Raw genomic sequence first — 25,833 nt, forward strand, 5'->3', positions numbered from 1 at the left:
CGACAACGTGATCGAGATCTCTATATAATCCGCGCTTCGATTTTTGTTTAATCCATACTTTCGTACTTCTTATTTAGGTTCTTGAAATAGCCTAATAATTATCTGTCAGTACACGCTTAGGAATTAGTTCTTTGATATCTACCGCGAACATCACAATGCAATTTGGCGCAGAGCCGCTGTTTGAAAACATCTCTGCTAAATTTGGTAACGGCAACCGCTATGGTTTGATCGGCGCCAATGGTTGCGGCAAGTCAACGTTCATGAAAATCCTAAGTGGTGCATTAACGCCAAGCTCAGGCAACGTTTCTATCACTCCAGGAGAAAAGCTGGGTGTGCTAAGCCAAGATCAGTTCGCTTTTGAACAATACAGCGTTATCGACGTTGTGATCATGGGTGACAGAAAACTGTGGGAAGTAAAACAAGAACGTGACCGTATTTACTCTTTGCCAGAAATGAGCGAAGACGATGGTATGAAAGTCGCTGAACTTGAAAGTGAATTCGCTGAAATGGATGGCTACACAGCTGAAAGCCGTGCAGGTGATATCCTAATTCAAGCGGGTATCGAAGAAGAGTTCCATTTCGGCCTAATGCAGCAAGTTGCTCCAGGTTGGAAACTGCGTGTGCTTCTGGCGCAAGCTCTATTTGCAAACCCAGATATTCTGCTTCTTGATGAACCAACCAACAACTTGGACATTCACACGATCAACTGGCTTGCTGAAGAGCTAAACCAGCGTAAATGTACAATGATCATCATTTCGCATGATAGACACTTCCTGAACTCTGTGTGTACGCACATGGCTGATATCGACTACGGTGAGCTACGTGTTTACCCTGGTAACTACGAGTACTTCCTAGAAGCTTCTGGTTTGATTCGTGACCAACTTCTAGCAAACAACGCTAAGAAAGCGGCTGAAATTAGCGAACTTCAAGATTTCGTTAACCGTTTTGGTGCAAACGCATCTAAAGCGAAGCAAGCAAGTTCACGTGCTAAGAAAATGGACAAAATCACGCTTGATGAAGTGAAATCATCGAGCCGTATGAGCCCATCAATTGATTTTGGTGAAGGCAAGAAATTGCACCGTCAAGCGCTTGAACTTAAAGAGCTTAGTCACGGCTTCGATGGCGAAACACTGTTTGCTGGTGGCAACTTGCTGCTTGAAGCGGGCACACGTCTTGCTGTTATCGGTGAGAACGGTGTGGGTAAAACCACGCTGCTACGTTGCCTAGTTCAAGAACTAGAGCAAAACGAAGGTATCGTTAAATGGTCTGAAAACGCATCGGTAGGCTACTGCCCACAAGATAGCACGACTGACTTTGACAACGACCTGAGCATCTTCGATTGGATCTCTCAATGGCGCACAGTGAAGCACGATGACCTTATGGTACGTGGCATTCTAGGTCGTCTATTGTTTACTGCTGATGACGCGAACAAGAAAGCGCGTAACTGTTCAGGTGGTGAGAAGAACCGTCTGTTATTCGGCAAGCTAATGATGCAAGACATCAACGTGCTGGTAATGGACGAACCAACGAACCACATGGACATGGAAGCAATTCAAGCGCTTAACGATGCGTTGAAGGTTTACACTGGCACACTTATCTTCGTAAGCCATGACCGTGAGTTCGTTTCTTCTTTGGCGACACACGTTATTGATGTGAAAGACAAGCAATTGGTTAGTTTCCAAGGTACTTATGAAGAGTACTTAGATCATCAGAAAAAGATGCTGATGGTTAATTTATAAAGTAAGTCGCTGGCTTAGGGCGTGAACGACTAAAAGCCAGCGAAACTAACAAACAAAAAAGCCCCGAACATTAATGTGTTCGGGGCTTTTCTATGTAATTTGTACAGCTATTTATTACTTAGTGACGAAACCTTAGCTTATCAATAACACCTAGGCAGCTAATTCAGTTTAGAAGCCGAATCGAGCAGACATTAAGATTTGATGGCCATAAGTACCGTTGTTTCGCAGATCTACACCAACAGAAAGTTGATCGGTTGAGTGAAAACGAGCACCAAAACCAACAATTGAGTTGCTGTTATCGTTATCAATCAGTTGACCAAGGCGTGCGTTGACTTCAACATTTGCAATGATCCAGGCTTTTACGCCGATGTTTACTTCCGTTTTAATGTCGTTTTCATCGTTTCGCTCGATGTTGTGTAACAGCATCTGGCCATAGATATCGGCAAACTGTCCAATCGGACCATTAAAGCCAACACCAGCTGCAGCATCCCAGTCACTTTCGAAACCACTATCAATACGACCGATAAAATGAGCATTTTGAGTAAATAGTGTTGTGAACTCACCACCAAACGTACTAGGGCTAGCCCCCATGCGTAGCTCGAATGTGTTGTAGTTAAAGTTGTTTGCAGACGCAGAGAATGAACACAGTGCAGCTAGTCCTAAAAGGACAGTCTTATTCGTGCAACCTAGCATGGTGACTCCATATAAATTGTATTTTTCGGCAGTATAATACAAAAAAGCCTGCAATATGCAGGCCAATTATTTGAAGTCAGTATGTTTTATATTTATCGCTTATAGAACTTGGATATGATCCACTTCGATTTCCGGTGTCTTGCCGCCTTCGTATTCGCCGAAGATACGTACTTTAGTATCAGCAGTTAGCGGTTGTGCTAGGCGGATATCATCATCCAATTCGATTTGAATTTCACTCTGTCCATCAGAGAAGACAAATGTATCATTCTTTAGCTGACGAACAATCTTGCCATCTACAATCGCTTCTTGCTCTGCGAACATGCTTGTGTCTGCAAGTAGTGTCGCAACAGAAACGGTTTCAATCGGCCCTGTGTAAGCGATAGCGCTCTCGTGCTTGCTATTGCTATTGCTGTTGTTGCTGTGGTGGTCACTAGCCATTGCGAAAGTAGGGGCAAGGATAATAGTAGATGCGATAGCTAATACAGTTTTTTTCATGGTGAATCCCTTAATGTTGTTTTTAGTAGAAACGTTTTTCTGAATTTGAAACGTTTCTTTTCGTTAGTACGTTTTATTTGTTGATGCGCTGCTTATCGTTCATAAGCTTCGTTTCGATGGAGCTATTAAACAACACTGGGGTTGAATCCAGAGTGAGTAACACATTCATTTTCCATTCATTTTATTGAGCATCTACTCGGCAATGACGTTAAGATGGAGGCAGAGAAATATTGCCTACAGCTATAAATTGAAAATTAAGAAATTAAGAAATTAAGAAATTAAGGATTTAAGTACAGATGCGATCACCGTTAAACGCCCTTATGGTTCAAGGAACAACGTCAGATGCCGGAAAAAGTGTTTTGGTGGCAGGTTTATGCCGTGTTTTGGCAAGGAAAGGAATCAAAGTGGCACCTTTTAAGCCACAAAACATGGCGTTAAACAGTGCGGTGACAAAAGATGGCGGCGAAATTGGCCGCGCTCAAGCCGTTCAGGCGCAAGCTTGTAACATTGAACCCACTGTTCACATGAATCCGGTATTGCTAAAACCCAATTCAGATACTGGCGCACAAGTTATTCTGCAAGGCCGAGCGATCAGTAATATGGAAGCTACGGGCTATCATGATTACAAGAAAGTGGCGATGGATACGGTTATTGATTCGTTTGACCGACTTTCTGAAGAATATGAAAGCGTGATGATTGAAGGTGCGGGTAGCCCAGCCGAAATCAATCTTCGCGAAAATGATATCGCTAACATGGGATTTGCCGAGAAAGCGGACATCCCAGTGATCATCGTTGCCGATATTGACCGTGGTGGCGTTTTTGCGCACCTCTACGGCACATTAGAGTTGTTATCTGAATCTGAACAAGCTCGCGTAAAAGGCTTTGTGATAAACCGCTTTAGAGGCGATATCGCGCTGCTTGAATCTGGACTTGATTGGTTAGAAGAGAAAACCGGCAAGCCTGTGATTGGTGTATTGCCATATCTGCATGGTTTTAACCTAGAAGCGGAAGATGCCATTACCTCAGCCCAAGAGTCTGACGGAGAAGCTAAACTTAAAGTCGTGGTGCCAGTGCTAACCCGAATCAGCAACCATACGGACTTCGACGCGTTAAGACTTAATCCTTCCATTGATTTACGTTATGTCGGTAAAGGTGAACGTGTAAACAATGCAGATTTGATTATCTTGCCGGGTACAAAATCGGTAAGAGCAGATTTGGATTACCTAAAACAACAAGGCTGGGATAAAGATATTCAGCGTCATTTACGCTTGGGCGGCAAAGTGATGGGTATTTGTGGTGGTTACCAGATGCTAGGAAATATCATCCACGATCCAGATGGCGTTGAAGGTGAGCCAGGAAGCAGCGAAGGTTTAGGATATCTGGATACTGAAACGACGCTAACACAACAGAAAACCTTAACAAACGTGCGCGGCACCATGACACTTGATGGTAAAACAGCACAAGTAAAAGGGTATGAGATCCACGTAGGTAGGACTGATGTCAAAGAAATAGCATTACCGGTTCAGTTAGAATCAGGCTGCCTTGATGGCGCTGTGAATCAAGATAACTCGATTTTTGGTACTTACCTGCATGGCGTATTCGATAACAGCGATGCGTTGTCGCTTATTTGCGAATGGGCAGGAGCCAACGATGTAACAGCGATTGACCATGAACAGCTTAAAGAGCTGGGTATCAATCGAATCGCTGATGCCATCGAAGAGTATTTAAATCTTGACTTGCTTTGGCCTGAATTAACCATTTAGGTCTGAATTTAAAAGCTTTAGCTGAGTTAATAGCTTTAGCTTTCGTTAAACCGTTGAGTCTGACTTAAAAGCGATCTCAAGAACTGAAACGAATAATAGATAAGTGATCACAATGAAAAAGCGAGTCATCCTTTTAACCATCGCCTTAACATCGGCATTGAGTTCTAGTCATCTTTTGGCTGCGGAAAAGCTACGAGTTTACGCTGCATCGTCGATGACGAATGCGGTTAACTTGTTGGTCAAAGAGTTTGAGAAAGATCATTCTGTCGATGTTATTCCAGTCTATGCGAGCACGTCATCTTTGGTACGCCAAATCGAAAGAGGCGCGCCAGCAGACATCTTTATCTCGGCAAACGAAAAATGGATGACGCATTTAGTCGATCGTCAATTGGTTTCTAGTGACAATGTCACAAACTTGTGCGAAAACGAACTGGTGTTGATTTCCCCGAAAGAGTCGCCAATATCTTTAGATCTCTCAAACGGTGACCAATGGGCTAAACTGCTAACGAATGAAAGACTTGCGGTTGGCAACACCATGTCGGTTCCTGCGGGTATCTATGCGAAAGAAGCGCTAGAAACGTTAGGTGTCTGGGACGATGTGAAGACTCGATTGGCACCAAGTAACAATGTTCGTATGGCATTGGCTTTGGTAGAACGTAGTGAAGCTAAGCTTGGCATTGTTTACAAAACAGATGCGTTGCTTTCTAAAGAAGTGAACCTCGTGTCGACGTTCCCATCAAATTTACATACGCCAATACGTTACCCTGTAGCGAAGTTGAGCGATAAAGTCGTCGCAGAAGAGTTTTATACTTTCCTAAATAGCGAAAAAGCGAAGGACACCTTGAACAGTTTTGGATTTGAAGTGCGTTAAATGATGTATTTATCGGAATACGAATACCAAGCCTTAATGCTGAGCTTGAAAGTCGCTGGGTTTGCCATATTGTGGCTTATTCCTATCGGCATCGGCTTGGCATGGTTGCTTGCTAAGAAACAATTTGTGGGCAAAAGCATTGTAGAAAGTATTGTCCATTTGCCTTTGGTGCTTCCACCTGTGGTCATCGGTTACTTGTTGCTAGTGATGATGGGCAGACAAGGCGTTATTGGCTCTTGGCTTAATGACGTGTTTGGTATCGTATTCAGTTTTAGCTGGAAGGGCGCGGCACTCGCGTGTGTTGCTGTCGCGCTGCCATTGATGGTTCGCTCTATTCGCCTGAGCCTAGAAACCGTAGACAGTAAACTGGAAGAGGCCGCAGCCACATTGGGCGCTTCACCTCTTCGTGTGTTTTTCACCATCACTTTACCTTTGATGATCCCTGGGATCATTACCGGCACCATGCTTTCATTCGCAAGAAGCCTAGGTGAGTTTGGTGCGACCATCAGTTTTGTTTCAAATATTCCCGGTGAAACTCAAACCATTCCATTGGCCATGTATACCTTTATCGAAACCCCTGGCGCGGAGATGGAAGCGGCGCGTTTGTGTGTCATTTCAATTGTGATAGCGCTTGGTTCATTAATGCTATCTGAGTGGCTCAACAAAAAGTCAGCAAAACGCTTGGGAGGAAATGCATGAGTGCTTTGATCCTCCAATATCAGCAACAGTTGGGTGAAACCTTTTTCGATATCGACTTAGAACTCCCTAGCAGCGGAATTACAGCGATTTTTGGTCGTTCTGGTGCGGGGAAAACTTCTCTTATCAATGCGATTAGTGGCCTTAAACAGCCAGACAAAGGCTTGATCAGCGTTTCTGGAACCATTCTGTTTGATAGTCGTAATGGCATTAATTTGCCAACCCACAAACGCAACGTTGGTTATGTGTTCCAAGAATCGCGATTGTTCCCGCACATGAAAGTCGCGGCGAATCTTAAGTACGGCATGAAAGGTGCTGACAAAGCGCACTTTGAGCAAATAGTCTCGCTGTTGTCTTTGGGCTCATTGCTTGATCGCTATCCAGCTCGCCTGTCTGGCGGTGAGAAGCAACGTGTGGCAATTGGACGTGCTTTGTTGTCTAAGCCGAGTATTTTGTTGATGGATGAGCCATTGGCCTCTCTCGACTTACCTCGTAAGCGTGAAGTGATGCCGTTTCTGGAAAACCTCTCTGAAACAGTGAATATTCCAATCATCTACGTGACGCACAGCCTTAATGAGATCCTACGCTTAGCGAATCACCTTGTGATCATAGAGCAAGGTAAAGTCATTTCGTCGGGTGTGACGGAAGAAGTGTGGGCTTCGAGAGCTATGCAACCGTGGCAATCATTCTCAGAACAAAGTTCATTGTTTGAGGGGACGTTGGCTGAGCACAATGACGATTACGCGTTATCTCGACTGAAGCTTGGTAAATCGACATCGTTATGGGTTCAGAAGGTGTCGAGCGACATTGGAGCTGCGGTAAGGTTACAAGTTAGGGCAAATGATGTCTCTATCACGCTAGAACAGCCGCAAGGCACTTCTATACGTAATATCCTCCCTGTGACCATTAAAAGCGTAGAGACGCACCAGCAAGGCTCAAACAAGCAGAGTGTTGCAGTAGAACTGGAGCTAGAGCCTGGTTGTTACTTGTGGGCCACTATAACCTTGTGGGCTCTGGACGAGTTGAGTTTGGAAATCGGTCAGCAAGTCTACGCTCAAATTAAAGGCGTGAGTGTCGCTCAGCGAGATATTGCCGTCACGCACTGATTCGAGCACGACCTTTGAGGCAATGAGTGAAATAAATTCGATCATTGTCTTTTCTATGTTTATTGCTTTTCAGTGATGCTTACTGCTTGTCAGCGAGTCTAACGTTTGTCAGTGATGCTTGATGCTTGATGCTTGATGCTTGCTGCTTGCGAGCGAGTGTGATGCTTGTCTGCAATATGAATACTTGTCCGCGATATGAATATTGATCTTGATTCCATGAATGGATACATGCGTCATTTTTTTACGGTATAACTGCCAGTTTTGCGCCACACTGTATGAGTGTTAAGGCATATTGCTTATTTGTCGAATGTCAAAAGCGACACTGACAAGAGCTTCAGTGGCAAAAACACAAACATATGGTGAGCGAAGCTCTCAAGCAACGAACAGAAAAAGCTGCAGGTACAAAAAAGCCGCATGTTTTAAATAACATACGGCTTAATCATTAATTTTTCGTTAAGCATTCAACCTAAATTTAGGTGCGATGAATAGCTTAGCGGATGAAAACTTCTTTGAAATCACGCTTCAAGATAGCATCACGGCGCGCTTTCTTGATTTGCTTAGCCATGTCTTTTACACAGTTATGTAAAATTTGGTCAAGCAGTTGAGCTCGGTACTCTTCTTTTTCTTCATCAGACATGCCTTCTGGAAGTTTAAGAGTAGGGAACTCCTCCATCATGTTTACGCCAGCGAAAGCTTGGCTAACAGAGATTAGAGCGTGGAATTGCTCAAAGTTGTCCAAAACATTTTGTGCGCTTGCTGGAAGACTGCTCCAAGTTTCACGCACTGCTTCTTCAGACACCTCATGAATAGAAGTAACCATGTTGTGCATCTCTTTAGGCACTTCATCAAATTCGATAACTTGGCGAAGCTCTGGTGAGATAGTGGTTAAATCGATTTCTTGTACTTCGTTGTTTGTAGCGTCTGACATAGTATTTCTCTTTAAAAAGAAACAATGCTAAAAAGATCTGTAAAAAAGTCAATATAATATAGAGATTAGGGCATGATTTAAGCCCAAATTTGAGCTACTTTGAATATTCAACACTAGATAAAGGTGATGTGATGATAGAAAAGGGATCTTCGATGCGCATATTGCTGGTTGATGACGTTCAACTAGACAGGATGCAACTCGCTATTCGACTCAAGCAATTGGGTCATGTTGTAGAAGCTGTTGGTAGCGGAAAAGAAGCCCTGAATGTTTATTCTGATTTTGATCCTGAACTCGTGTTACTTGATATTAGCATGCCAGACATGGATGGATTTGAAGTGGCTAATGAGGTTCGTGGCCAATTCCCAGAATGGGTTCCCATCATCTTTTTGAGTGGTCATGAAGAACCGGAGATGATTGCGAAAGCGATTGATGCTGGTGGTGATGATTATCTAATCAAACCGGTAAACAAAGTTGTTTTGAACTCTAAGTTGATTGCGATGCAGCGTATTGCGCACATGAGACGAGAGCTAAAACAGAGTACCGCCAAGCTCGAAGAACTGAATATTCTCCTGCAGCAACAAGCCAATGAAGATGGTCTGACTAAATTGTATAACCGTCGATATATGGATACTAAACTTGAAGAGAGCATTGCGTGGCACGGAAGACGTAATATACCCATGACTGTCATACTTCTTGATGTAGACTTCTTTAAGCCTTACAACGATAATTACGGTCATATTCAAGGGGATAAGTGTTTGCAAGGGCTTGCCAGTACCTTGAAGCAGCTTTTTGTGCGTGCGGGAGAGTTTGTCGGTCGCTATGGCGGTGAAGAGTTTGTTTTGATTCTTAGCGATACAGACAGTGAAGCCGCTAAGGTACATGCGACTCGAGTCAAAGAAGCTCTACATGAAATGAATTACGCCCATGATCACTCAACGGCTTCCGATAGAGTGACAGCGTCACAAGGTGTGCTCTCATTCGTGCCTGATGGGGGAGAATCTACCGCCTCTATTTACGAAAAGGTCGATCAAGCGCTTTACCAAGCGAAACAAAGTGGCAGAAATACCTTCATACAACGCAACATTTTGGAGCTTGCTCGTTAGTTGGTGAGCTCTTTGAAATATTTGAATTTATACTTTACTGGCGTTTTAGCTAGGAAGTACTTTAAGTGATAAGAGAAATGCCAGATTCAAAGTCATTTTATGTGACTAAAACATGCTGGACGCTAGCGGTTCCTCTATTTTTAACCGCGGCTCCTCTATTTTTAACGGTAGTGCCAACCACCGCTAATGCCAACTCCGTGTCTGATCTTTTCAGAAAGGAACTAGAGCAAACCTTCGCAACAAGCGTTCTGCTCAATGATACTGACGTGTTTACGTTTGGTATTAATAACTTTGACCCAAACAAAGTTTTTCGTTTAGATAATGAAGAGATTGGTTCGAACGATTCGGTGAGTCGAAGAAAAGATATTGCTTCAATCAGCCTTCCGTACACATTCGAGCTTCCTGAATATATTGAAGATAACCATCAAGAAGTCACTCTACGGTTGTCGGCATTACGGATCGAGAAAGATGTTGAATATGCTTCAACAACAAAATCTGATTTGCAAAAAGAGTCGGTAGTGTCTGGCTACGTGGAATTCGCGAATGTATCTCAGTTAGACGAATATTGGAGTTTCAGCTCTGCAATTGGTAATCATATTTCTTATTACCGCAATGACTTCGAATATCGATCTCCATTACTTGAGCCTATTCAAGAACAGTTGGACGGGGTCTATTACAATACCGATGCATGGGCATACATAATTGAGCCCAAGATCAAGCTGACCTTTGAAGACAAAAATGATTGGGGAAGATACAAACTCAGTACCAGTTGGCATTACTTTAATGGCTTCGGATGGGGAGAAGCCAATAACGGCGATATTGGTCACCCTGAAGGTTGGTATATCGCCAATGAAGCCAAGATTTTCTATGATCTAGTTCGTTGGGATAAAAACATCACATCGATGTACTCGAGTATAAGAAGAATTGATATAGGTGGTGACACCGTGGCTTCTATGGGGACAACATCTTACTACGAGGGCAGCGTAGGTTGGTTGCTTAACCCAAATCTGTTTAATGACTGGGTCGATAATGTGGGAATAGGGTTTACGATCAATTACGGAAGCAGTTTGAAAGGCGGGAGCTTAGTTATTTTCTTTAACCAAGATTAAGCTCCCTCTAGTCGAGTTATCGACACTTAAGCTATCGACACTTACGTTTAGCTATCAACACACAGCTTGTTTCGGCCGGTTTCTTTCGCTTTGTAGAGTGCCTTGTCAGCAAGCTTCAATACTTCTTCAGGATGCTTGGTGGTTGTGCTATCAGACAGCCCAATACTCACCGTCACATTCACCACTTCCGATGGTTTGCCGTTCTGACCACGATTTTTGATACCCACTTCATGGTCATCAGGACGCTCGTGGCTATTACGAATGGTCATGTCGTAGTTTTGGATCTCTGAAATCAGAACTTGAAGGTGCTCTTTAGCCTGTTCCTTGTATTTGCCTTTAAAAATAATCGTGAACTCTTCTCCACCATAGCGATACGCTTTCGCACCACCGGTGGTTTCTCTAAGAATACGAGCCACCAGTTTCAGCACATCGTCGCCAATGTCATGGCCATAGGTATCGTTAAATGTCTTGAAGTGGTCGATATCAACCATCGCCATCGAATATTTACGGCCTAAGTGCTTCATATCGACTTCTAAGGCGTGTCGACCTGGGATGTTAGTCAGTTGGTCATTAAAAGCCATATCGTGGCTAGCAGACATCACATAGACGATGATCAGCGTGCCTGATAAGGAGAACATAGTGCTAGAGATGTACTGCACGTCAAAGAAGATGAACGTACAAGAGGACAGCAAGATAGTGCTATAAACGACAACATCAATAGAACGGTTGTACACCAGCACTAGGATGGCTGTAAGGCCAAGCAAGCAAAGGCTATACAACACCAAAACAAAAGGCAGTTTGGAGAAGTCTCTAACAATGAACAGTAGGCCTTCACTCCATGATTCAAAACCGCCAGCATGGAAATGAGAAACGATCAATTGCGCCCAAACCATAAACAGCACGAGAACGATGGCGTAGAGAAGCATCGACTTTGAATTGACACCGTTATCCGGGAAGGCATACACCAATAAGCAAGTGACCGGTACTAATGCCGCAAGTAACGACAGCTCTAATAAGGTGGTTCCAGTGTTCAAAGGGGTTTGCAAGCGAACTTGGATGATCAGGTAGGCTACTAGCATGGTTAATGACACCATGGCCATGCGTCCTTGTCTGAATGTATGGCATAGCAAAACGGCAACGCTCAATAAGATATATGGAAGGTTGCTAGCAAACCCTAGGTTTGAATCCGTCACGAGAATGACGTTGTTCATACCAGCGAATAAAATTGCCAATAAAAATAGAGGGAAGCAAAATCGAAACATGCTCGACGTTACAAAAGAAGATGCCATTTACGTGGTGAGCCTAATTATACTGATGATCTTGTAATTTAATTTTATACGTAGGATACGGTTAAACAAGCGAATGCCAAGCTTTTTGCTTAAATCAGAGCAAAAACATAGTCATAGGTCGCTAATGATGCAACCATTTTTATATGTATTTGAGTTGCTATTAACCATAGAACCAACTACACAGTATATATGAGAAATTAATTAGTCGTTATAGTTAGTTAACATGCAGTTAGTAAATCTGTAGTAATGAGTAGGGTATAGTAAGGTAACAATATGTAGGTCGTTGCCAATCAGGTTAGAACTCGATCTGTCGTGATAGCTACAAATGGAGGTGTGGTATGCAAATTAGTGTTGATGTTCACAACTATATGGAAACTCTGGTGGGTCAGGTTTTGGCTACCGAGGAATATGTGTCTAGTTATAACAACGAACAGTTGGCTGATCTCGCGTGTTTGGCTTTAGGTCAACTTAAGCCCATCTATATTCGTTTCGATATCGATTTTCTTTCGGCATTGCCAGAAGACAAATTGGTACTCTATAAACGAAATAGTGAGATCGCGGTCAAGAATGCTGAAAGTATGATTATTGACGATAGAAGACGCGAACGTGACGACAATGTGCCCGTTATATTTAGTCAACACAATTTTGATGATGACGTAGAATTGCAATGGTATGAAAAGCCATTGTTGAACCGTAAACAGTCGTGATAGTTTAGGGTTAATACGGTCATTTAAGGAGTAAAAAACGTGGGATTCTTTTCTAGATTATTTGGTGGCAAAGAAAAAACCGAACAAAAAGTAGAGATTGAGCCAGTCGAATATAAAGGTTTCAATATCTATCAAGATGCCATTGCAGAATCTGGTCAATACCGTGTTGCTGGGCGAATCGAGAAAGAATTCGACGGTGAAATCAAAACTCATCGTTTTATTCGTTCAGATGTTGTTTCAAACAAACAAGATGCCGATGAATTGATGCTAAAAAAATCGCAGATGTTCATCGACCAAATGGGCGACAATATATTTAGCTAACCAAATAGGGTTAGAATTGATGTTGGTCATAATTTAGAGAGCTTTCAGTGTATATGCTGAAAGCTCTTTTTAGTTTTAGGGACAAAGAACAGCTAGTAAGTTGTTATTTAAAGGATTATTTGCAAGTGGTTTGACCTCTTAGTTCGAGACGGTCGTCATTTCTTCAAATGAAGCGCTCAAATTCCATCCAAATCGTTATAAGTAATAACTTTTCCTGTTCTTTGAACAAAACGCTTGAAGTATTAGTTGTCGTTAGATACAAACGAATAAGTCATTCGTGCCAATAGTCAAGGAATAGCTATGCAAATTGGTGTACCAAGAGAAACACTCGCAGGTGAAACGCGAGTCGCTGCTTCGCCGAAATCGGTAGAACAGCTTCTAAAATTAGGGTTTGAAGTTTGTGTTGAATCACAAGCAGGTGCGTTAGCAAGTTTTGAAGATGCAGCTTATGAACAAGCTGGAGCAAAAGTTGTTACCGCAGATGAAGCTTGGAAATCCGATATTATCTTTAAAGTTAACGCTCCGATCGTTGACGAGTCTAAAAACGAAATCGATCTACTTAAAGATGGCGCAACATTGGTCAGCTTTATTTGGCCTGCTCAAAATCCTGAATTAATGGAACAATTGTCTACTCGTAGCATCAACGTGATGGCGATGGATTCTGTTCCACGAATTTCGAGAGCTCAGGCGCTAGATGCATTGAGTTCTATGGCAAACATTGCCGGTTATCGTGCCGTTGTTGAAGCCGCGCATGAGTTTGGTCGATTCTTCACGGGTCAAATTACGGCGGCAGGTAAAGTTCCACCAGCGAAAGTATTGGTTGCTGGTGCGGGTGTTGCTGGCCTAGCGGCGATTGGCGCTGCAGGTAGCTTGGGTGCGATCGTTCGTTCATTCGATGTTCGTCCTGAAGTAAAAGAGCAAGTCGAATCTATGGGCGCTGAATTCTTGGAAGTCGATTTCAAGGAAGATACCAGCGCGGGTGATGGCTACGCAAAAGAGATGTCTGAAGCATTCAACAAGAAAGCGGAAGAGCTTTATGCGGCTCAAGCAAAAGACGTCGATATCATTATTACAACGGCACTTATCCCAGGTCGCCCGGCACCTAAGCTGATTACCAAAGAGATGGTAGACAGCATGAGTGCAGGTAGCGTCATTGTGGATCTTGCCGCTGCGAATGGCGGTAACTGTGAATACACGGTTGCAGATCAAGTGATCACAACCGCTAATGGTGTGAAAGTGGTTGGTTACACCGATATGGTTGGTCGACTGCCGACTCAATCATCTCAGCTATATGCGACTAACTTAGTTAACCTGCTGAAACTGCTTTGCAAAGAGAAAGATGGCAACATCAATATCGACTTTGAAGATGTCGTCTTACGTGGCGTAACGGTGGTTAAAGAGGGCGAAGTGACTTGGCCAGCTCCACCAATTCAAGTTTCTGCTCAACCACAACAACAAGCTAAGCCTAAAGCGGTGAGACCTGAACCAAAAGTTCAAGAACCTGTCTCTCCAATTAAGAAAGCGGCGGGTATGGCAGTTGCTGTAGGTGCTTTCGCTTGGATAGCTTCGGTTGCTCCTGCTGCGTTCTTATCTCACTTTACCGTTTTTGTTCTCGCTTGTGTGGTGGGTTATTACGTAGTTTGGAATGTAAGCCATTCACTGCATACACCTCTGATGTCCGTAACTAACGCGATTTCAGGGATCATTGTAGTAGGTGCACTGTTACAGATAGGACAAGGAAGTGGCGTCGTCACATTCTTATCATTTATTGCCGTATTAATTGCAAGTATCAATATCTTTGGTGGCTTTACCGTGACCAAACGTATGCTTGAAATGTTCCGTAAAGACTAAGGAGTAACAGATGTCTGAAGGATTAGTACAAGCAGCTTATATTGTTGCTGCTGTATTCTTTATAATGAGCTTGGCCGGGTTATCGAAACAGGAATCTGCACGTGCAGGTAACTATTACGGTATCACTGGTATGGCAATCGCGCTGATCGCGACGATCTTTGGCCCTCATTCTGCTGGAATTGTGTGGATCATCATTGCTATGGTGATCGGTGGTGGTATTGGTATCCACTTCGCGAAGAAAGTAGAAATGACAGAAATGCCAGAGCTGGTGGCAATTCTGCACAGCTTCGTAGGTATGGCGGCGGTACTTGTTGGTTACAACAGCTACATTGATGCACCAGAAGCGGCAACGCATGCAGAGCACGTTATCCACTTAGTGGAAGTGTTCCTAGGCGTGTTTATCGGTGCGGTAACCTTCACCGGTTCTATTGTTGCATTTGGTAAACTTCGCGGCGTTATCTCTTCGTCAGCACTGAACATCCCTCATAAGCATAAGTGGAACCTAGCGGCTATCGTTGCTTCTACATTGCTCATGATCATGTTCGTTAAAGCTGACGGCAGCATGTTCGCATTAATGGTGATGACTCTTATCGCATTCGCATTCGGTTACCACCTAGTGGCATCGATTGGCGGCGCAGATATGCCAGTGGTTGTTTCTATGCTGAACTCGTACTCTGGTTGGGCAGCAGCGGCAGCAGGTTTCATGCTTGCGAACGATCTGCTTATCGTAACGGGTGCGTTGGTAGGTTCATCAGGTGCGATTCTGTCTTACATCATGTGTAAGGCGATGAACCGTTCGTTCATTAGTGTTATCGCTGGTGGATTCGGCCAAGACGTCGTTGTGTCTGACGGCGATGAAGAGCAGGGTGAACACCGCGAAACATCAGCTGAAGATGTGGCAGACATGCTGAAAAACTCAAAGTCAGTCATCATCACTCCAGGGTACGGCATGGCAGTAGCTCAAGCTCAATACCCAGTGCATGAAATCACGGACAAGCTAAGAGAGCAGGGCATCAAAGTTCGATTTGGTATCCACCCAGTGGCTGGTAGGTTACCGGGTCACATGAATGTACTGCTTGCTGAAGCAAAAGTGCCTTACGATATCGTTCTTGAAATGGACGAAATCAATGACGACTTCGATGAGACAGATACTGTATTGGTTATTGGTGCAAATGACACCGTGAACCCTGCAGCACTTGAAGATCCAAACAGCCCAATTGCTGGTATGCCAGTACTTGAAGTTTGGAATGCTCAGAATGTTATCGTATTCAAACGTTCGATGAACACAGGTTACGCTGGTGTGCAAAACCCACTGTTCTTCAAAGAGAATACGCAGATGCTGTTTGGTGATGCTAAAAAGAGCTGTCTAAGCATCTTAGAGCATCTATAGAGATCACCTCTAAGAAATCTGTAATAACTCTCGATAAGGAGCTCATTTGAGCTCCTTTTTTTGATCCTCAGAACGTGTCTTAACCCAAACCCACAACGAATGGGGTAAAGAAACCAAAGCAAAACCCATTCGAATGATGGCTGGATTCATCAATCAGCTAGCGAGTACGCCTGTGCAACACAATCCTAATATGATGGAATTTATCGCTATAACTCACCATTCCCACTGTTTTTCATGCGGTTAAAAATTTATCTTTGATAGCGAATGGTATATATTTGTTTGATCTATATGAATTTGCGTTGGTTTGTGATCATCAAAAGAACATTTACTCTTCTTATCGCTACGTTATCTGTGTCTGCAAACGCACTTGCTGACTCTTTACCTGAGCGTATCGATAATTTCACCAAACTCTTTGATCATGAAACCGCAATCGAATCTTATGATATTCGATTGTTGCAGGCTGATTATCCAACACGTTTGATCATGCCGTCTTCTATGCTGCCACAAACCGCAGAGTACCCATTAAAAGACATACAGCGTTTATACCAGTTATCAAAAACCTGTAGCGGGAAATTACCGTTAAGCCCGTTGATCACCGAGCCTTTGGTCTTTACTCGTGCAATGTGTAAAGGAACCAAGCTTTCTGATCGTTGGTTCAGCCGTAGTGGCCTAATTCACCCTGGCGGTGGTTCCTATGCGGCGCGATACGTAGAGAAGTACCCGGACAAGTTCGACTCTTTGAAACGCTTTATGCATATTCAAGAGCGTCCAAACACTGAGCATGATGAACTGTTATCTCGTTTACAAAACATGGACAGTGAGGCCATCACGGCACTACTAGCCGGTTCGAGCATGTTTGTCGAGCTTGACGAAATGTGGGTAAAACGCGGCGACAGATATTACCTGTACAAAGAATCAGACTGGAATGAAAACGCGACACTTGCTGGATTATCGTTCAGTTTGTCTTCAGAAGGCAAAAGCTGTTTTGTTCAGCGCGGTAATGTATGTTGGGAAATAGAAGATCATTCAGAGCTTCTGCAAGTCGCCATGTTTATCTTGGTGCTCGCCAACATCATGCTTGTTTTGGGGTGGGCAGTTTACCGTTGGAACAGTAAGAAACAAGAGATGAAGAGCCGCATGCTGGTGCTTCAAATTCTAACGCACGAATTAAGAACGCCGATTGCAAGTTTGTCATTGACGGTTGAAGGGTTCAGACGCGAGTTCGAACACTTACCAGAATCGGTATATGATGAGTTTCGTAGGCTGTGTGAAGATACTCGCCGTTTAAGACAGTTGGCAGAAGCAAGTAAAGACTATTTGCAATCAGACAACCAACCGCTCGCAACAGAGTGGGTACCAAGCGTTGAAGAGTGGCTTCAATACAAAGTTGAAGAAGAATTTGCCCCGGGTATTGAACTCCGTGTAAACAAAGACATTGCTGCAAAAATAAACGTATATTGGTTAGGAACGTGCATCGACAACCTGATCAGAAACGCCGTTAAATACGGTGTCGCACCAGTGATACTAGAACTGAATACTTCTGACAAGAAGCTGACATTCAAAGTTATAGATAATGGAGACTTGTCTCGCAAAGATTGGGGGCAACTAAGAAAGCCATTCGTAAGTAAGAGTGGACTCGGTTTAGGCCTGACGATAGTGGAATCTATGGTCGGAAAAATGGGCGGTCACATGACGCTTATCGGCCCCCCAACAACATTTATTTTGGAGATACCTTGTGAAACAGACATTGCTTCTCGTTGAAGATGATAAAAATTTAGCTGACGGTTTATTAGTTAGCCTTGAGCAAGCTGGATATGAATGTTTGCATGCAGAACTGATCTCTGAAGTTGAAGGCTACTGGGAACAAGCGGACCTAGTGATTCTAGACCGTCAACTTCCTGATGGTGACTCAGTAGATTCACTTCCAGGTTGGAAGAAAAAGAAAGACATCCCAGTTATTTTGCTAACGGCTCTCGTCACAGTAAAAGACAAAGTTGCGGGCCTAGACTCAGGTGCAAACGACTACCTAACTAAGCCTTTCGCTGAAGCTGAATTGTTTGCTCGAATTCGCGCGCAGTTACGCCTGCCTGATGCTGAAGATCAAGACGCATCAAAAGTGATGGCTCAAAATCTAGTTATCGATAAAGCGACACGTGAAGTGTTTTTCAATGAACTGGAAGTCACCCTAACGCGTACTGAGTTTGACCTACTGCTATTTTTAGCAAGCAACCTTGGCCGTGTTTTCACACGTGATGAGCTGCTTGACCATGTATGGGGTTACAACCATTTCCCAACAACACGTACGGTAGACACGCACGTTCTGCAACTAAGACAGAAACTGCCGGGTCTAGAAATCGAAACGCTACGTGGCGTTGGTTACAAGATGAAAGCGTAATGAAAAAAGCCTTACTTCCACTATTATTGTTGTCTTGCGTGGTGAATACCGCGCAAGCTGCAGATTGGTTTAAGAGTAGCGATACTCTAACTCAAGTTCATAAACACCTGTTGGATAATGACTTACCTCAGATGTTTGATTCACTAGTGGAAGTTTGGCAAATCAACTCTTCTCAATCACGAGAAGACCACCTCAATGAGCTGTTCGATCAAGCATTGAACAAAGATTGTGGTAAAACCCTCACCAGAAAAACACTCCCAGATTGGATCAGTTCAGTCGTCGTTAAAAGACACATTATTCAAAGCCCTGGCCGAGATACTTTTCGCGTATCGATTGATGTTGAATCCGAAAACAACATTCAAGATATTACCTTCGAGAAGTGGGTCGATAAGATCGTTTCATCGGACAGTGAGCTAACCAAAGACAGTGAAGTGGTAAACAACGCATCGGTGAGCCTATACCGCAAGCGTTACAATTTAGCATCTCAACTTGAATCAGGCCTGTATCGTTTAAGTGTGAAAGGTGATGGCGGTAATTCATGGAGTACTTGGATTATTCTTGGTGACGTTGCTTTTCGCCAGCAAGTTCGTTGGGCATCAAAAGACACGTGGCGCATCGATAAAAAAGAACTGCTGAATCCTTATTGTCCGCTTCCTAAGCTCGAAATTGGTTTGTACGATTACGTCGATGAACACTATGAGCAGGTGTGGGGTAAGAGCTATGAATCTGATTATCCAATGAACCTCACTGGCGAAGAACTTCCCAATGATCGCTACGTTTTAGCGGTTTCAATGGTGCATTCACGCTGGCAAGGTGACATAGCGATAGAACAAGCACAAACTATCAGTAAAACTTATGATATTTCTAGCGAAGAAGAGTTAAAGTAATTTAGAATTGAGCCGTTAACTATGTAAGGGATCTAACAAAGATAAACGGCATGAAAAATACGACTAAACTACTCGCAGCATCAATTGCATTCGCCAGTCTTCCTCTTTCAGCAGCAAACTACGCCATTGAAGCTCGTGGTGATGCGATGGGTGGTGTTGGTGTTGTTTCAGCAAACTTCCTAACCGCTCCATTCTATAACCCAGCACTTGTTGCCATTTATCGTCGTAACGATGATATGGGTATGATCACGCCAAGTTTTGGTGGTAGCTATAACGACCCCAACGACATGAAATCGAACATCGATAGTGTTGTTGATGCATCAAACACCGCAGAACTCGATGCGGCGCTGAACAAATTGGATGGCAACCAAGCCAATGTTGAACTGGGTGGTGTAGTCGCCTTCGCACTTCCTAATCAATTTGTCGCGGCAAACCTTTTCGCTAAAGCCTACACAGAATCATTTGCGACACCTAACGTTTACACGACAGGTTCAGATGCAGATAAAGTGGAACTGTCTACCGTTGAAGCTGTTTCAATCGGTGTCGCAGAAGTCGGCCTATCTTTAGCAAAATACCAAACCTTTATGGGCCAACACATCTCATTTGGTATCACACCTAAAATCCAACGTATTTACACGTACAACTATGTTGCATCGGTTGATGATTACGATTTATCTGATGTAAGAGAAAACAGTGACGGTGAAACGGCATTTAACATGGATGCAGGTGCGCTTTGGTTCTTCGGCCCATTCCGAGTGGGTGTTGCAGCAACTAACTTAATCTCTCGAGACATCGAAACCAAAGATACGACGAGAACGCTAAACAGCAGCACAAGTAGTGCGACACACCAAGTTGGCGGTAAATACACTTACCAACTTGAACCGGTATACACAGTGGGTGCCGGCATTGTATCGGATTACTTTTCTTTCAGTGTTGATTACGACCTAAACGAGACTGAGAAGTTTACTTCGTTTGCTGATAACGAACAGATGATTCGTGTTGGTACTGAAGTCGATCTTCTGCGTCAGCTTAAGTTAAGGGGAGGGTACTACAAGAACCTGGCTTACTCTGATTCAGAAGGAACAGTCACAGCCGGTATTGGTATCTCGCCACTCAACTTGTTCCAGTTGGATCTAAGTGCAAACTACACAAACGAAAATGCAATGGGTGCTTCAATCAATTTCCTTGCTAGTTACTAACAGTCCTTATATAGTGCTGCTCCTAAATAAAGGAGCAGAGCATGCTAAACGACTTACCAACCCTTTCTCACGAAGAACAACAGAAAGCTGTTGAACGAATTCAAGAAATGATGACTCAGGGTATCAGCACAGGACAAGCGATCAAAATTGTTGCTGAGCAAATTCGTGAAGAAATGAGTAATAAAGAAGAGTAGGGCATCAGCCCTTCTTTTTTAACACCATAGTGCACTATAACTAAATATATTACCATCTAGTATATTATCTCGTACATACCAACTCTTTAGCTACCCTAAATCCCAACCTACCCAAACCCCTTAAATTCCGTTTATTCAGTAAGTTACGTCGGAGTAATCCACTTTTCAAGCTTTCCTTGGCTTTGGTTTGTAATTAAATTACAGCAAGATCTGAAAGTAAAACAATCGCCATTTTAGCTGTCAGCATTTGTGTCACCACGTCTAAGTGGTTAAATATATGGAGTTTTTTAAGGCTAGTGACGTTGTGACTTCTATTTTTAGCGGATACGAGTGTATGAATGTTCAGAAGCAGACAAATGAGGATTTCATCTAAAAACAGTGCGAGATAAATAACGACGGTAATGTTTAAAACCGATACCGCGAGTGATTAACCACTGGTTAGAGCGCGCTTTACTAGCCAAATTTGTGCATTTTAAAACAAGTGCTTAGGAAGCTAGAGGCGTACAGAAGAGCTGTTTATAGAGCGATTCAGGAACGATAAGTATCAACCTGAGAATGCTATCGATGGTGTTATAGCAAACGGTGTTATTACAGATGGTGTTATAGCAGATGGCGAGAGCGCGCTTATAGGCATACGAATCGATTAGAATGCTGATGAGACACTAAAGCTTATGAGGTTGTTTGGTCTGCGGTTAAAAATTTAACGGGTGCTTAAGTGGAGAGTAGATATCGACAGGGCATTAATGGCGTGTGATTGAGTACTGGCCGAGAGTTGAATGTGTAACTGCAGTCCAGTCTAGCGAGGCTTAATAAAACGTAACGACTTGGTTTCGTCCGTTGTCTTTAGCTTTGTAGAGCGCTTTGTCTGCACGTTTGATGGCAGTACGTATCGATTCATGCTCCTTAAGCTGCGTTACTCCGGTCGAAGCCGTTACTTTAAGCGCTTTAGGCCAAGGGCTTTGGTCCATTGCTAGGTAAAAATCATCGATAGATTCGTTACACCGTAGCGCAGTTTGTTCCAGGCAAACGAGTAGAAACTCCTCACCACCCCAGCGATAAAGCAAGTACTGCTCACCAAGGCTCTCGTTCGCCGTTGCGACAAACTGAATAAGTACTTTGTCACCCACTTCATGGCCATGTTGATCATTGATCTGCTTAAAATAGTCTAAATCAAACAACGCGATGTGAATGGTTTTTCCTTGTTGCACCAGCCATTCGAAATCATAGAAGGTATCTAACGCTTCGGTTCGGTTTCTACATCCGGTCAACGGATCGGTTGTTGCCTTTACCTTTAACTCTTCAATTTCTTGGGTTAAATAGCGTTGTTGCTCTGCTGCACGCGTTTTGCTTCGCTGTGCGATATGTAATGCGCAACCTATATAATAGATGGCATACGTCACCCATAATCCAACCAAAAGCTCAGCTAACAAAGCTTTGCTGATGACTTTACCGTGGAAAACAATGCTCGAGATCTTAAGTGAATGGTGCCCATCGAGCGTGCTGGATCCAAGCCCGAGCTCAACAGACACCGCGTTTGTAATGTCTACCGCGCTACTAGTAATAGGTTGGTTGTAATGGTCAATCCACCAAAACGGGACGTTGAAGTAGTTTAAGTCGATGTGGTTTTTATCTGGTAGCGAGAAGTCTAAGCGATTGAACTTGTTCGACATAGCATCGCCTTTCACGCTGTAATTCTTGTTGTAATTACGAATGTAGAAGCGAAACCTTGGGTCTTCTTGGCCTTGGTAATCCATATTAATGGTGACCGAATCGAACGTAGAGAGATCGAGCCCTTTATCTTGTGTCGATATAACGAATTCAATTTCACAGAAGGGTAAGCTATAGGTCCGTTCAAAGTCACACTGTAACTCAATGCCATCTTTTGATCTGTGTAACGAGCCTACGGTGCCACCATCGTGGTCTCTGTCTGTGTTAACGCGTGTAGGGTATTTGTCGGGTGTAATAACGTAGCTTTTATTCATGAGCGTATTAAAAGAGATCAACGACACTAGCGTGATTGCTAGGCAAAAAATCGAAAGGAATATGTTGAGTTTTCGGAATGCTTTGTCGCTCATGATACTAACCCGTACACGTGATTCGAATGTAATGCGCAATGCCTTAGAGTTGGCGCAATCAGAGATTAGAGTATTAGCATTGATAAAAGAGCTATACCCAAAACTGATCCAGAACTGACGGTTATACAGGAAAGCGCACCATTAGACCAAATTCAAGTTTAAATATTGAACGCAGACCCTTGATTCTGAATGTTATTTGCTCAATAAGTGCGGTTTTTACGGGGGGAATAATTTAACTGTATATTTATACAGTTAAATTTAAAGTGGCTCGGTTTGTGTAATCAGAGCGGTGTGTGCGAGCTTCATGACGAGACACGAGGCCACTGTTTACTGTTCATCAATTAAAGTGGGGGCAGTTATGTTGCAGTGTCACTTTTTGGGGCTCAGTTTTATCGAAACACTTTGTTAGCTATTTAATCTTTCGTAGCACTCATCTTGTCTTTCATTCCCAATTACGCGTCATATGTCGAACAAGGGTTCAATGCACTACAGAACATCCCAAATCCTTACTGGTTTGTCGTAGGAGCCGTTGTGGTCGATACGCTAGGTATGCGCGCTATGGTGCGATACCTACTTGAATACTGCGCATCTAGATGGAAAACGAAGTGATGGCGTTTCTTGAGGCGTTAATCATTGCATTGATTAACGGTGGAGTCTCAAGCCTTGGCACGATTGCAGCTTTGAAAACGGACATCAATTGGATAAAGCGAGTGCAACAAGACCAAGAGCAACGGATACGAAAACTGGAGATACCGAATGAAAGGAAACAAGTGCAAAGGCCGCCGACCAAACGGCCAACTTAAGAAAGGATACACGGTCAAGAACGGGCGCGTGGTGAGGGCGAATACTACACGCAGCGCTACAAGAATCACCGATAAGACAGACCAATCCAAAGAGCCACTTTGTTATAAAAGTGGCTCCTTTTTTATCCTCTCTATAAGAGACTGAGCTATCAGCACCTAGTTTTAGAGCTAATGATTTAAATCACTGTTATAACTAGGGTTAATGGGTATAATCACTTCCTAAAATCAACTCAGACAGAAAAGTCCTTTTTCTAAGTGTAAAATTTCCCGTCTGATGGCGCTATATGGTTAGGCTCTGAGGGTCACAATGTATATTGAGTCACAAGAAAAAATTTACTATAGCAATAAAGAGCCAATACCATTAGATGATGTTATTGGATCATTACAAGGGTATTCCGAGCTAATCAAAATGCTCCCAACTGTACTTGAACATCTTGATGATAACCTTGTGATCGAAGACATTAAGGTTTTCGTTGATGAAGTCAGCAAAGGAAGTCTTTGGGAAGTTTTAGTAATTGGTTTAGCTTTTGGTAGTCAGCAATCGTTAGACTGCCATTTAACCGGTGTAAACGAATGGACCCATGAAAAGCTTATGAATGCTGGAATCACTAACAAAAATATTCGTAAGGGATTGATCGTTCTGGTAGCAATACTAGCCGTAACAGGAGCTTCGATGGCTCTTGATCATATGAAAAAGTTGCTTGGTGGTCGAGATGAGAGTACTGCAACAATTCAAGCCAATAATAATATATTCATCAATATAGGTGCAGAGGCATACAGTACAACTCCAGATGCTATTCAGTCTGCAATTGCCCATGCAATCGAAGTCCATGGGCAAAAAAAAGTAGCTAGAGAAGCAAGAAAAATCATTGCACCAGCTAAATTGGAGCAGGGAGCTGAAGTTAAGTTTTTCTCAGGTGCAAATAAATCTGATACTCCAATAGTTACTTTTGATACCGAGTTAGTAGAGGCTTTGCCAAGTTATGACTTCAACGAAGGTGATGTAACAATCCCTAAAAATAACGTCGATGTTTATATTACTAGTATGGACTTAGAACGTCATAAAACAGGTTGGGCAGCTCATATCCCCTCAATTTCAGAGAGCAAAAGGATTCCAATTAGCTTTAACTCAGATGAGAACCTTGAACAAATTGCTCTTGACCGAAATTATAAAGCTAACATTACGATTGTATATGGGCGTGATACAAAGTCCGGTGACCTAAAACCAAAGCGCGCGCTGATCATTTCTCTTGGCCAGAAGCTAGAAAAAGGCTTTAAAGGCACAAGAATATAATGTTTCAAGCAAACCACTCAAAGTTGGTGGTTTTAGTTTGGTGTCGTAGTGGTTAACAAATCAATAACTTTTTACAATTAGGAGATGTAAGTTGGAACAATTAGCATTAATTCCTCGAGTTGAGGAAGGAGAGATCATTCCTCAAAGACTAGCTGATGGTTATATTAGCGCGACAGCTCTATGTCAATCAGTAGGGAAGCGATTCACTGATTACCGAACTCTAAAAGGTACACAAGAATTTATTAATGAGTTGTCAGCACAAACTAAATTAAGTGAAGAGCAATTAATTCATGTGATTCGCGGGGGCGATCCTAAATCTCAGGGGACATGGGTTCATCCTTATTTAGCTATAAATTTAGGTCAGTGGCTCTCTGCAAAATTCGCGGTTAAAGTTTCACAATGGGTAACGGAGTGGCAACAAGGGGGAGCAAAGGCAGTAATGCCTGCTCATATTGATCGGTATATTCAAAATCGAAGTAAAGTACCTTATGACCGATTTTCTATGTTAAATGAGTTGACCTTGAACCTCATCGCTCCTCTTGAGCAAGCTGGCTACACTCTTCCTGAGAATATGGTTCCTGATATATCTGAAGGTAGAATGTTTTGTAAATGGCTGAGAGACAACAAGGGAATTGAGCCGAATGATTTCGATATGTATCAACATAAGTACCCTGATGGGCGTATAGTTCCTGCCAAACTATACCCTATTGAACTATATCAGGATTTTCGAAGACATTTCAATGAAATTTGGTTACCAGTTCAAGCACCTAAGTATTTTGGAAAGAGAGATCAGGCTGCACTAGCCCATGTCCAGACCCTTTTATTGACCGCGCAATAAAAGTTAACAACTGTTTACTATTGATTCCCAATACCTTGGTGCTCTTACCGTAGGTTGGCTTAGTGGATAGGGGGCACAAGGCTAAAA

24 protein-coding genes and 1 pseudogene are annotated in these 25,833 nt (G+C 43.1%); 20 read left to right on the plus strand and 5 right to left on the minus strand.

All coding sequences use genetic code 11. The features are described 5' to 3' along the window. The first annotated feature begins 131 nt into the window (after window positions 1–131). On the plus strand, window positions 132–1,739 hold the full coding sequence (locus NX845_RS04100) for an ABC-F family ATPase (RefSeq protein ID WP_076648427.1): 1,608 nt from the start codon (window positions 132–134) through the stop codon (window positions 1,737–1,739). Window positions 1,740–1,907: 168 nt separating this feature from the next. Here the strand turns inward: NX845_RS04100 and NX845_RS04105 are convergent, their stop codons facing one another. Then, on the minus strand, window positions 1,908–2,432 hold the full coding sequence (locus NX845_RS04105) for a hypothetical protein (RefSeq protein ID WP_017087055.1): 525 nt from the start codon (window positions 2,430–2,432) through the stop codon (window positions 1,908–1,910). 99 nt (window positions 2,433–2,531) lie between these two features. Next, complete coding sequence (locus NX845_RS04110) at window positions 2,532–2,927, minus strand: YgiW/YdeI family stress tolerance OB fold protein (RefSeq protein WP_102494958.1); 396 nt, start codon at window positions 2,925–2,927, stop codon at window positions 2,532–2,534. A 296-nt stretch (window positions 2,928–3,223) separates the two neighbouring features. Between NX845_RS04110 and NX845_RS04115 the strand changes: the two genes are divergently transcribed. From NX845_RS04115 to modC, 4 genes are all read left to right on the plus strand, one after another. Next, window positions 3,224–4,690, plus strand: a complete 1,467-nt coding sequence (locus NX845_RS04115; RefSeq protein WP_260256558.1) for a cobyric acid synthase — start codon at window positions 3,224–3,226, stop codon at window positions 4,688–4,690. Between the two features lie 112 nt (window positions 4,691–4,802). Continuing rightward, window positions 4,803–5,561 carry a molybdate ABC transporter substrate-binding protein gene (modA, locus tag NX845_RS04120; RefSeq protein ID WP_017095727.1) on the plus strand — a complete coding sequence of 253 codons (759 nt, stop codon included), beginning with the start codon at window positions 4,803–4,805 and terminating at the stop codon, window positions 5,559–5,561. Then, window positions 5,562–6,260 carry a molybdate ABC transporter permease subunit gene (modB, locus tag NX845_RS04125; RefSeq protein ID WP_017082173.1) on the plus strand — a complete coding sequence of 233 codons (699 nt, stop codon included), beginning with the start codon at window positions 5,562–5,564 and terminating at the stop codon, window positions 6,258–6,260. It begins immediately after the preceding gene. Further along, window positions 6,257–7,363, plus strand: a complete 1,107-nt coding sequence (gene modC, locus NX845_RS04130; protein ID WP_260256559.1) for a molybdenum ABC transporter ATP-binding protein ModC — start codon at window positions 6,257–6,259, stop codon at window positions 7,361–7,363. Before modB ends, modC begins: the two co-directional genes overlap by 4 nt. Before the next feature lie 490 nt (window positions 7,364–7,853). Here the strand turns inward: modC and NX845_RS04135 are convergent, their stop codons facing one another. Then, the gene (locus tag NX845_RS04135; RefSeq protein ID WP_004731036.1) at window positions 7,854–8,291 is read right to left on the minus strand and encodes a DUF3069 domain-containing protein; all 438 of its coding nucleotides are present in this window, start codon (window positions 8,289–8,291) and stop codon (window positions 7,854–7,856) included. A gap of 152 nt (window positions 8,292–8,443) precedes the next feature. On the opposite strand from NX845_RS04135, the gene NX845_RS04140 reads away from it, so the two are divergent. Both NX845_RS04140 and NX845_RS04145 read left to right on the plus strand, forming a co-directional pair. Next, complete coding sequence (locus tag NX845_RS04140; protein ID WP_029222227.1) at window positions 8,444–9,394, plus strand: diguanylate cyclase domain-containing protein; 951 nt, start codon at window positions 8,444–8,446, stop codon at window positions 9,392–9,394. Window positions 9,395–9,471: 77 nt separating this feature from the next. Further along, entirely contained in the window at window positions 9,472–10,503 is a 1,032-nt protein-coding gene (locus NX845_RS04145; RefSeq protein WP_065681486.1) for a Solitary outer membrane autotransporter beta-barrel domain, read from the plus strand. A gap of 47 nt (window positions 10,504–10,550) precedes the next feature. On the opposite strand, the gene NX845_RS04150 is transcribed toward NX845_RS04145, so the two are convergent. Next, entirely contained in the window at window positions 10,551–11,792 is a 1,242-nt protein-coding gene (locus NX845_RS04150) for a GGDEF domain-containing protein (protein ID WP_061022865.1), read from the minus strand. Window positions 11,793–12,130: 338 nt separating this feature from the next. Between NX845_RS04150 and NX845_RS04155 the strand changes: the two genes are divergently transcribed. The 9 genes from NX845_RS04155 to NX845_RS04195 all read left to right on the plus strand — a co-directional run bounded on the left by NX845_RS04155 (window position 12,131) and on the right by NX845_RS04195 (window position 20,736). Then, the gene (locus NX845_RS04155) at window positions 12,131–12,499 is read left to right on the plus strand and encodes a late competence development ComFB family protein (protein ID WP_004731025.1); all 369 of its coding nucleotides are present in this window, start codon (window positions 12,131–12,133) and stop codon (window positions 12,497–12,499) included. Between the two features lie 39 nt (window positions 12,500–12,538). Continuing rightward, complete coding sequence (locus NX845_RS04160) at window positions 12,539–12,820, plus strand: HlyU family transcriptional regulator (RefSeq protein ID WP_004731023.1); 282 nt, start codon at window positions 12,539–12,541, stop codon at window positions 12,818–12,820. Between the two features lie 300 nt (window positions 12,821–13,120). Continuing rightward, window positions 13,121–14,671: a Re/Si-specific NAD(P)(+) transhydrogenase subunit alpha gene (gene pntA / locus NX845_RS04165; protein ID WP_004731020.1), complete on the plus strand. Its 1,551-nt coding sequence runs from the start codon at window positions 13,121–13,123 to the stop codon at window positions 14,669–14,671. 10 nt (window positions 14,672–14,681) lie between these two features. Then, window positions 14,682–16,061 (plus strand): Re/Si-specific NAD(P)(+) transhydrogenase subunit beta, encoded by a 1,380-nt coding sequence (gene pntB, locus NX845_RS04170; RefSeq protein WP_260256561.1) that lies wholly within the window; start codon window positions 14,682–14,684, stop codon window positions 16,059–16,061. 288 nt (window positions 16,062–16,349) lie between these two features. Beyond that, on the plus strand, window positions 16,350–17,822 hold the full coding sequence (gene vxrA / locus NX845_RS04175) for a sensor histidine kinase VxrA (protein WP_102462008.1): 1,473 nt from the start codon (window positions 16,350–16,352) through the stop codon (window positions 17,820–17,822). Continuing rightward, window positions 17,797–18,456: a response regulator transcription factor VxrB gene (gene vxrB, locus NX845_RS04180; RefSeq protein WP_009845363.1), complete on the plus strand. Its 660-nt coding sequence runs from the start codon at window positions 17,797–17,799 to the stop codon at window positions 18,454–18,456. Before vxrA ends, vxrB begins: the two co-directional genes overlap by 26 nt. Beyond that, entirely contained in the window at window positions 18,456–19,343 is an 888-nt protein-coding gene (locus tag NX845_RS04185) for a DUF2861 family protein (RefSeq protein ID WP_108109482.1), read from the plus strand. Before vxrB ends, NX845_RS04185 begins: the two co-directional genes overlap by 1 nt. Window positions 19,344–19,393: 50 nt before the next feature. Further along, window positions 19,394–20,542, plus strand: a complete 1,149-nt coding sequence (locus NX845_RS04190) for a conjugal transfer protein TraF (RefSeq protein ID WP_017095722.1) — start codon at window positions 19,394–19,396, stop codon at window positions 20,540–20,542. Between the two features lie 41 nt (window positions 20,543–20,583). Next, window positions 20,584–20,736, plus strand: coding sequence for a YoaH family protein (locus NX845_RS04195; RefSeq protein ID WP_017073513.1), 153 nt, complete (start codon window positions 20,584–20,586; stop codon window positions 20,734–20,736). A gap of 806 nt (window positions 20,737–21,542) precedes the next feature. Here the strand turns inward: NX845_RS04195 and NX845_RS04200 are convergent. After that, on the minus strand, window positions 21,543–22,850 hold the full coding sequence (locus tag NX845_RS04200) for a GGDEF domain-containing protein (RefSeq protein WP_260256563.1): 1,308 nt from the start codon (window positions 22,848–22,850) through the stop codon (window positions 21,543–21,545). A gap of 381 nt (window positions 22,851–23,231) precedes the next feature. On the opposite strand from NX845_RS04200, the pseudogene NX845_RS23405 reads away from it, so the two are divergent. The 4 genes and pseudogenes from NX845_RS23405 to NX845_RS04215 all read left to right on the plus strand — a co-directional run. After that, window positions 23,232–23,420, plus strand: a pseudogene (locus tag NX845_RS23405) (hypothetical protein); the annotation flags it as partial. After that, entirely contained in the window at window positions 23,420–23,614 is a 195-nt protein-coding gene (locus NX845_RS04205; RefSeq protein WP_260256564.1) for a hypothetical protein, read from the plus strand. The pseudogene NX845_RS23405 and the gene NX845_RS04205, both read left to right, overlap by 1 nt. Window positions 23,615–23,921: 307 nt before the next feature. Beyond that, window positions 23,922–24,908: a hypothetical protein gene (locus NX845_RS04210; protein ID WP_102249591.1), complete on the plus strand. Its 987-nt coding sequence runs from the start codon at window positions 23,922–23,924 to the stop codon at window positions 24,906–24,908. Between the two features lie 91 nt (window positions 24,909–24,999). Next, window positions 25,000–25,746, plus strand: a complete 747-nt coding sequence (locus NX845_RS04215) for a KilA-N domain-containing protein (protein WP_260256565.1) — start codon at window positions 25,000–25,002, stop codon at window positions 25,744–25,746. Window positions 25,747–25,833 lie beyond the last annotated feature (87 nt).

This window comes from Vibrio sp. NC2, from assembly GCF_025195005.1.
GTDB lineage: Bacteria > Pseudomonadota > Gammaproteobacteria > Enterobacterales > Vibrionaceae > Vibrio > Vibrio splendidus.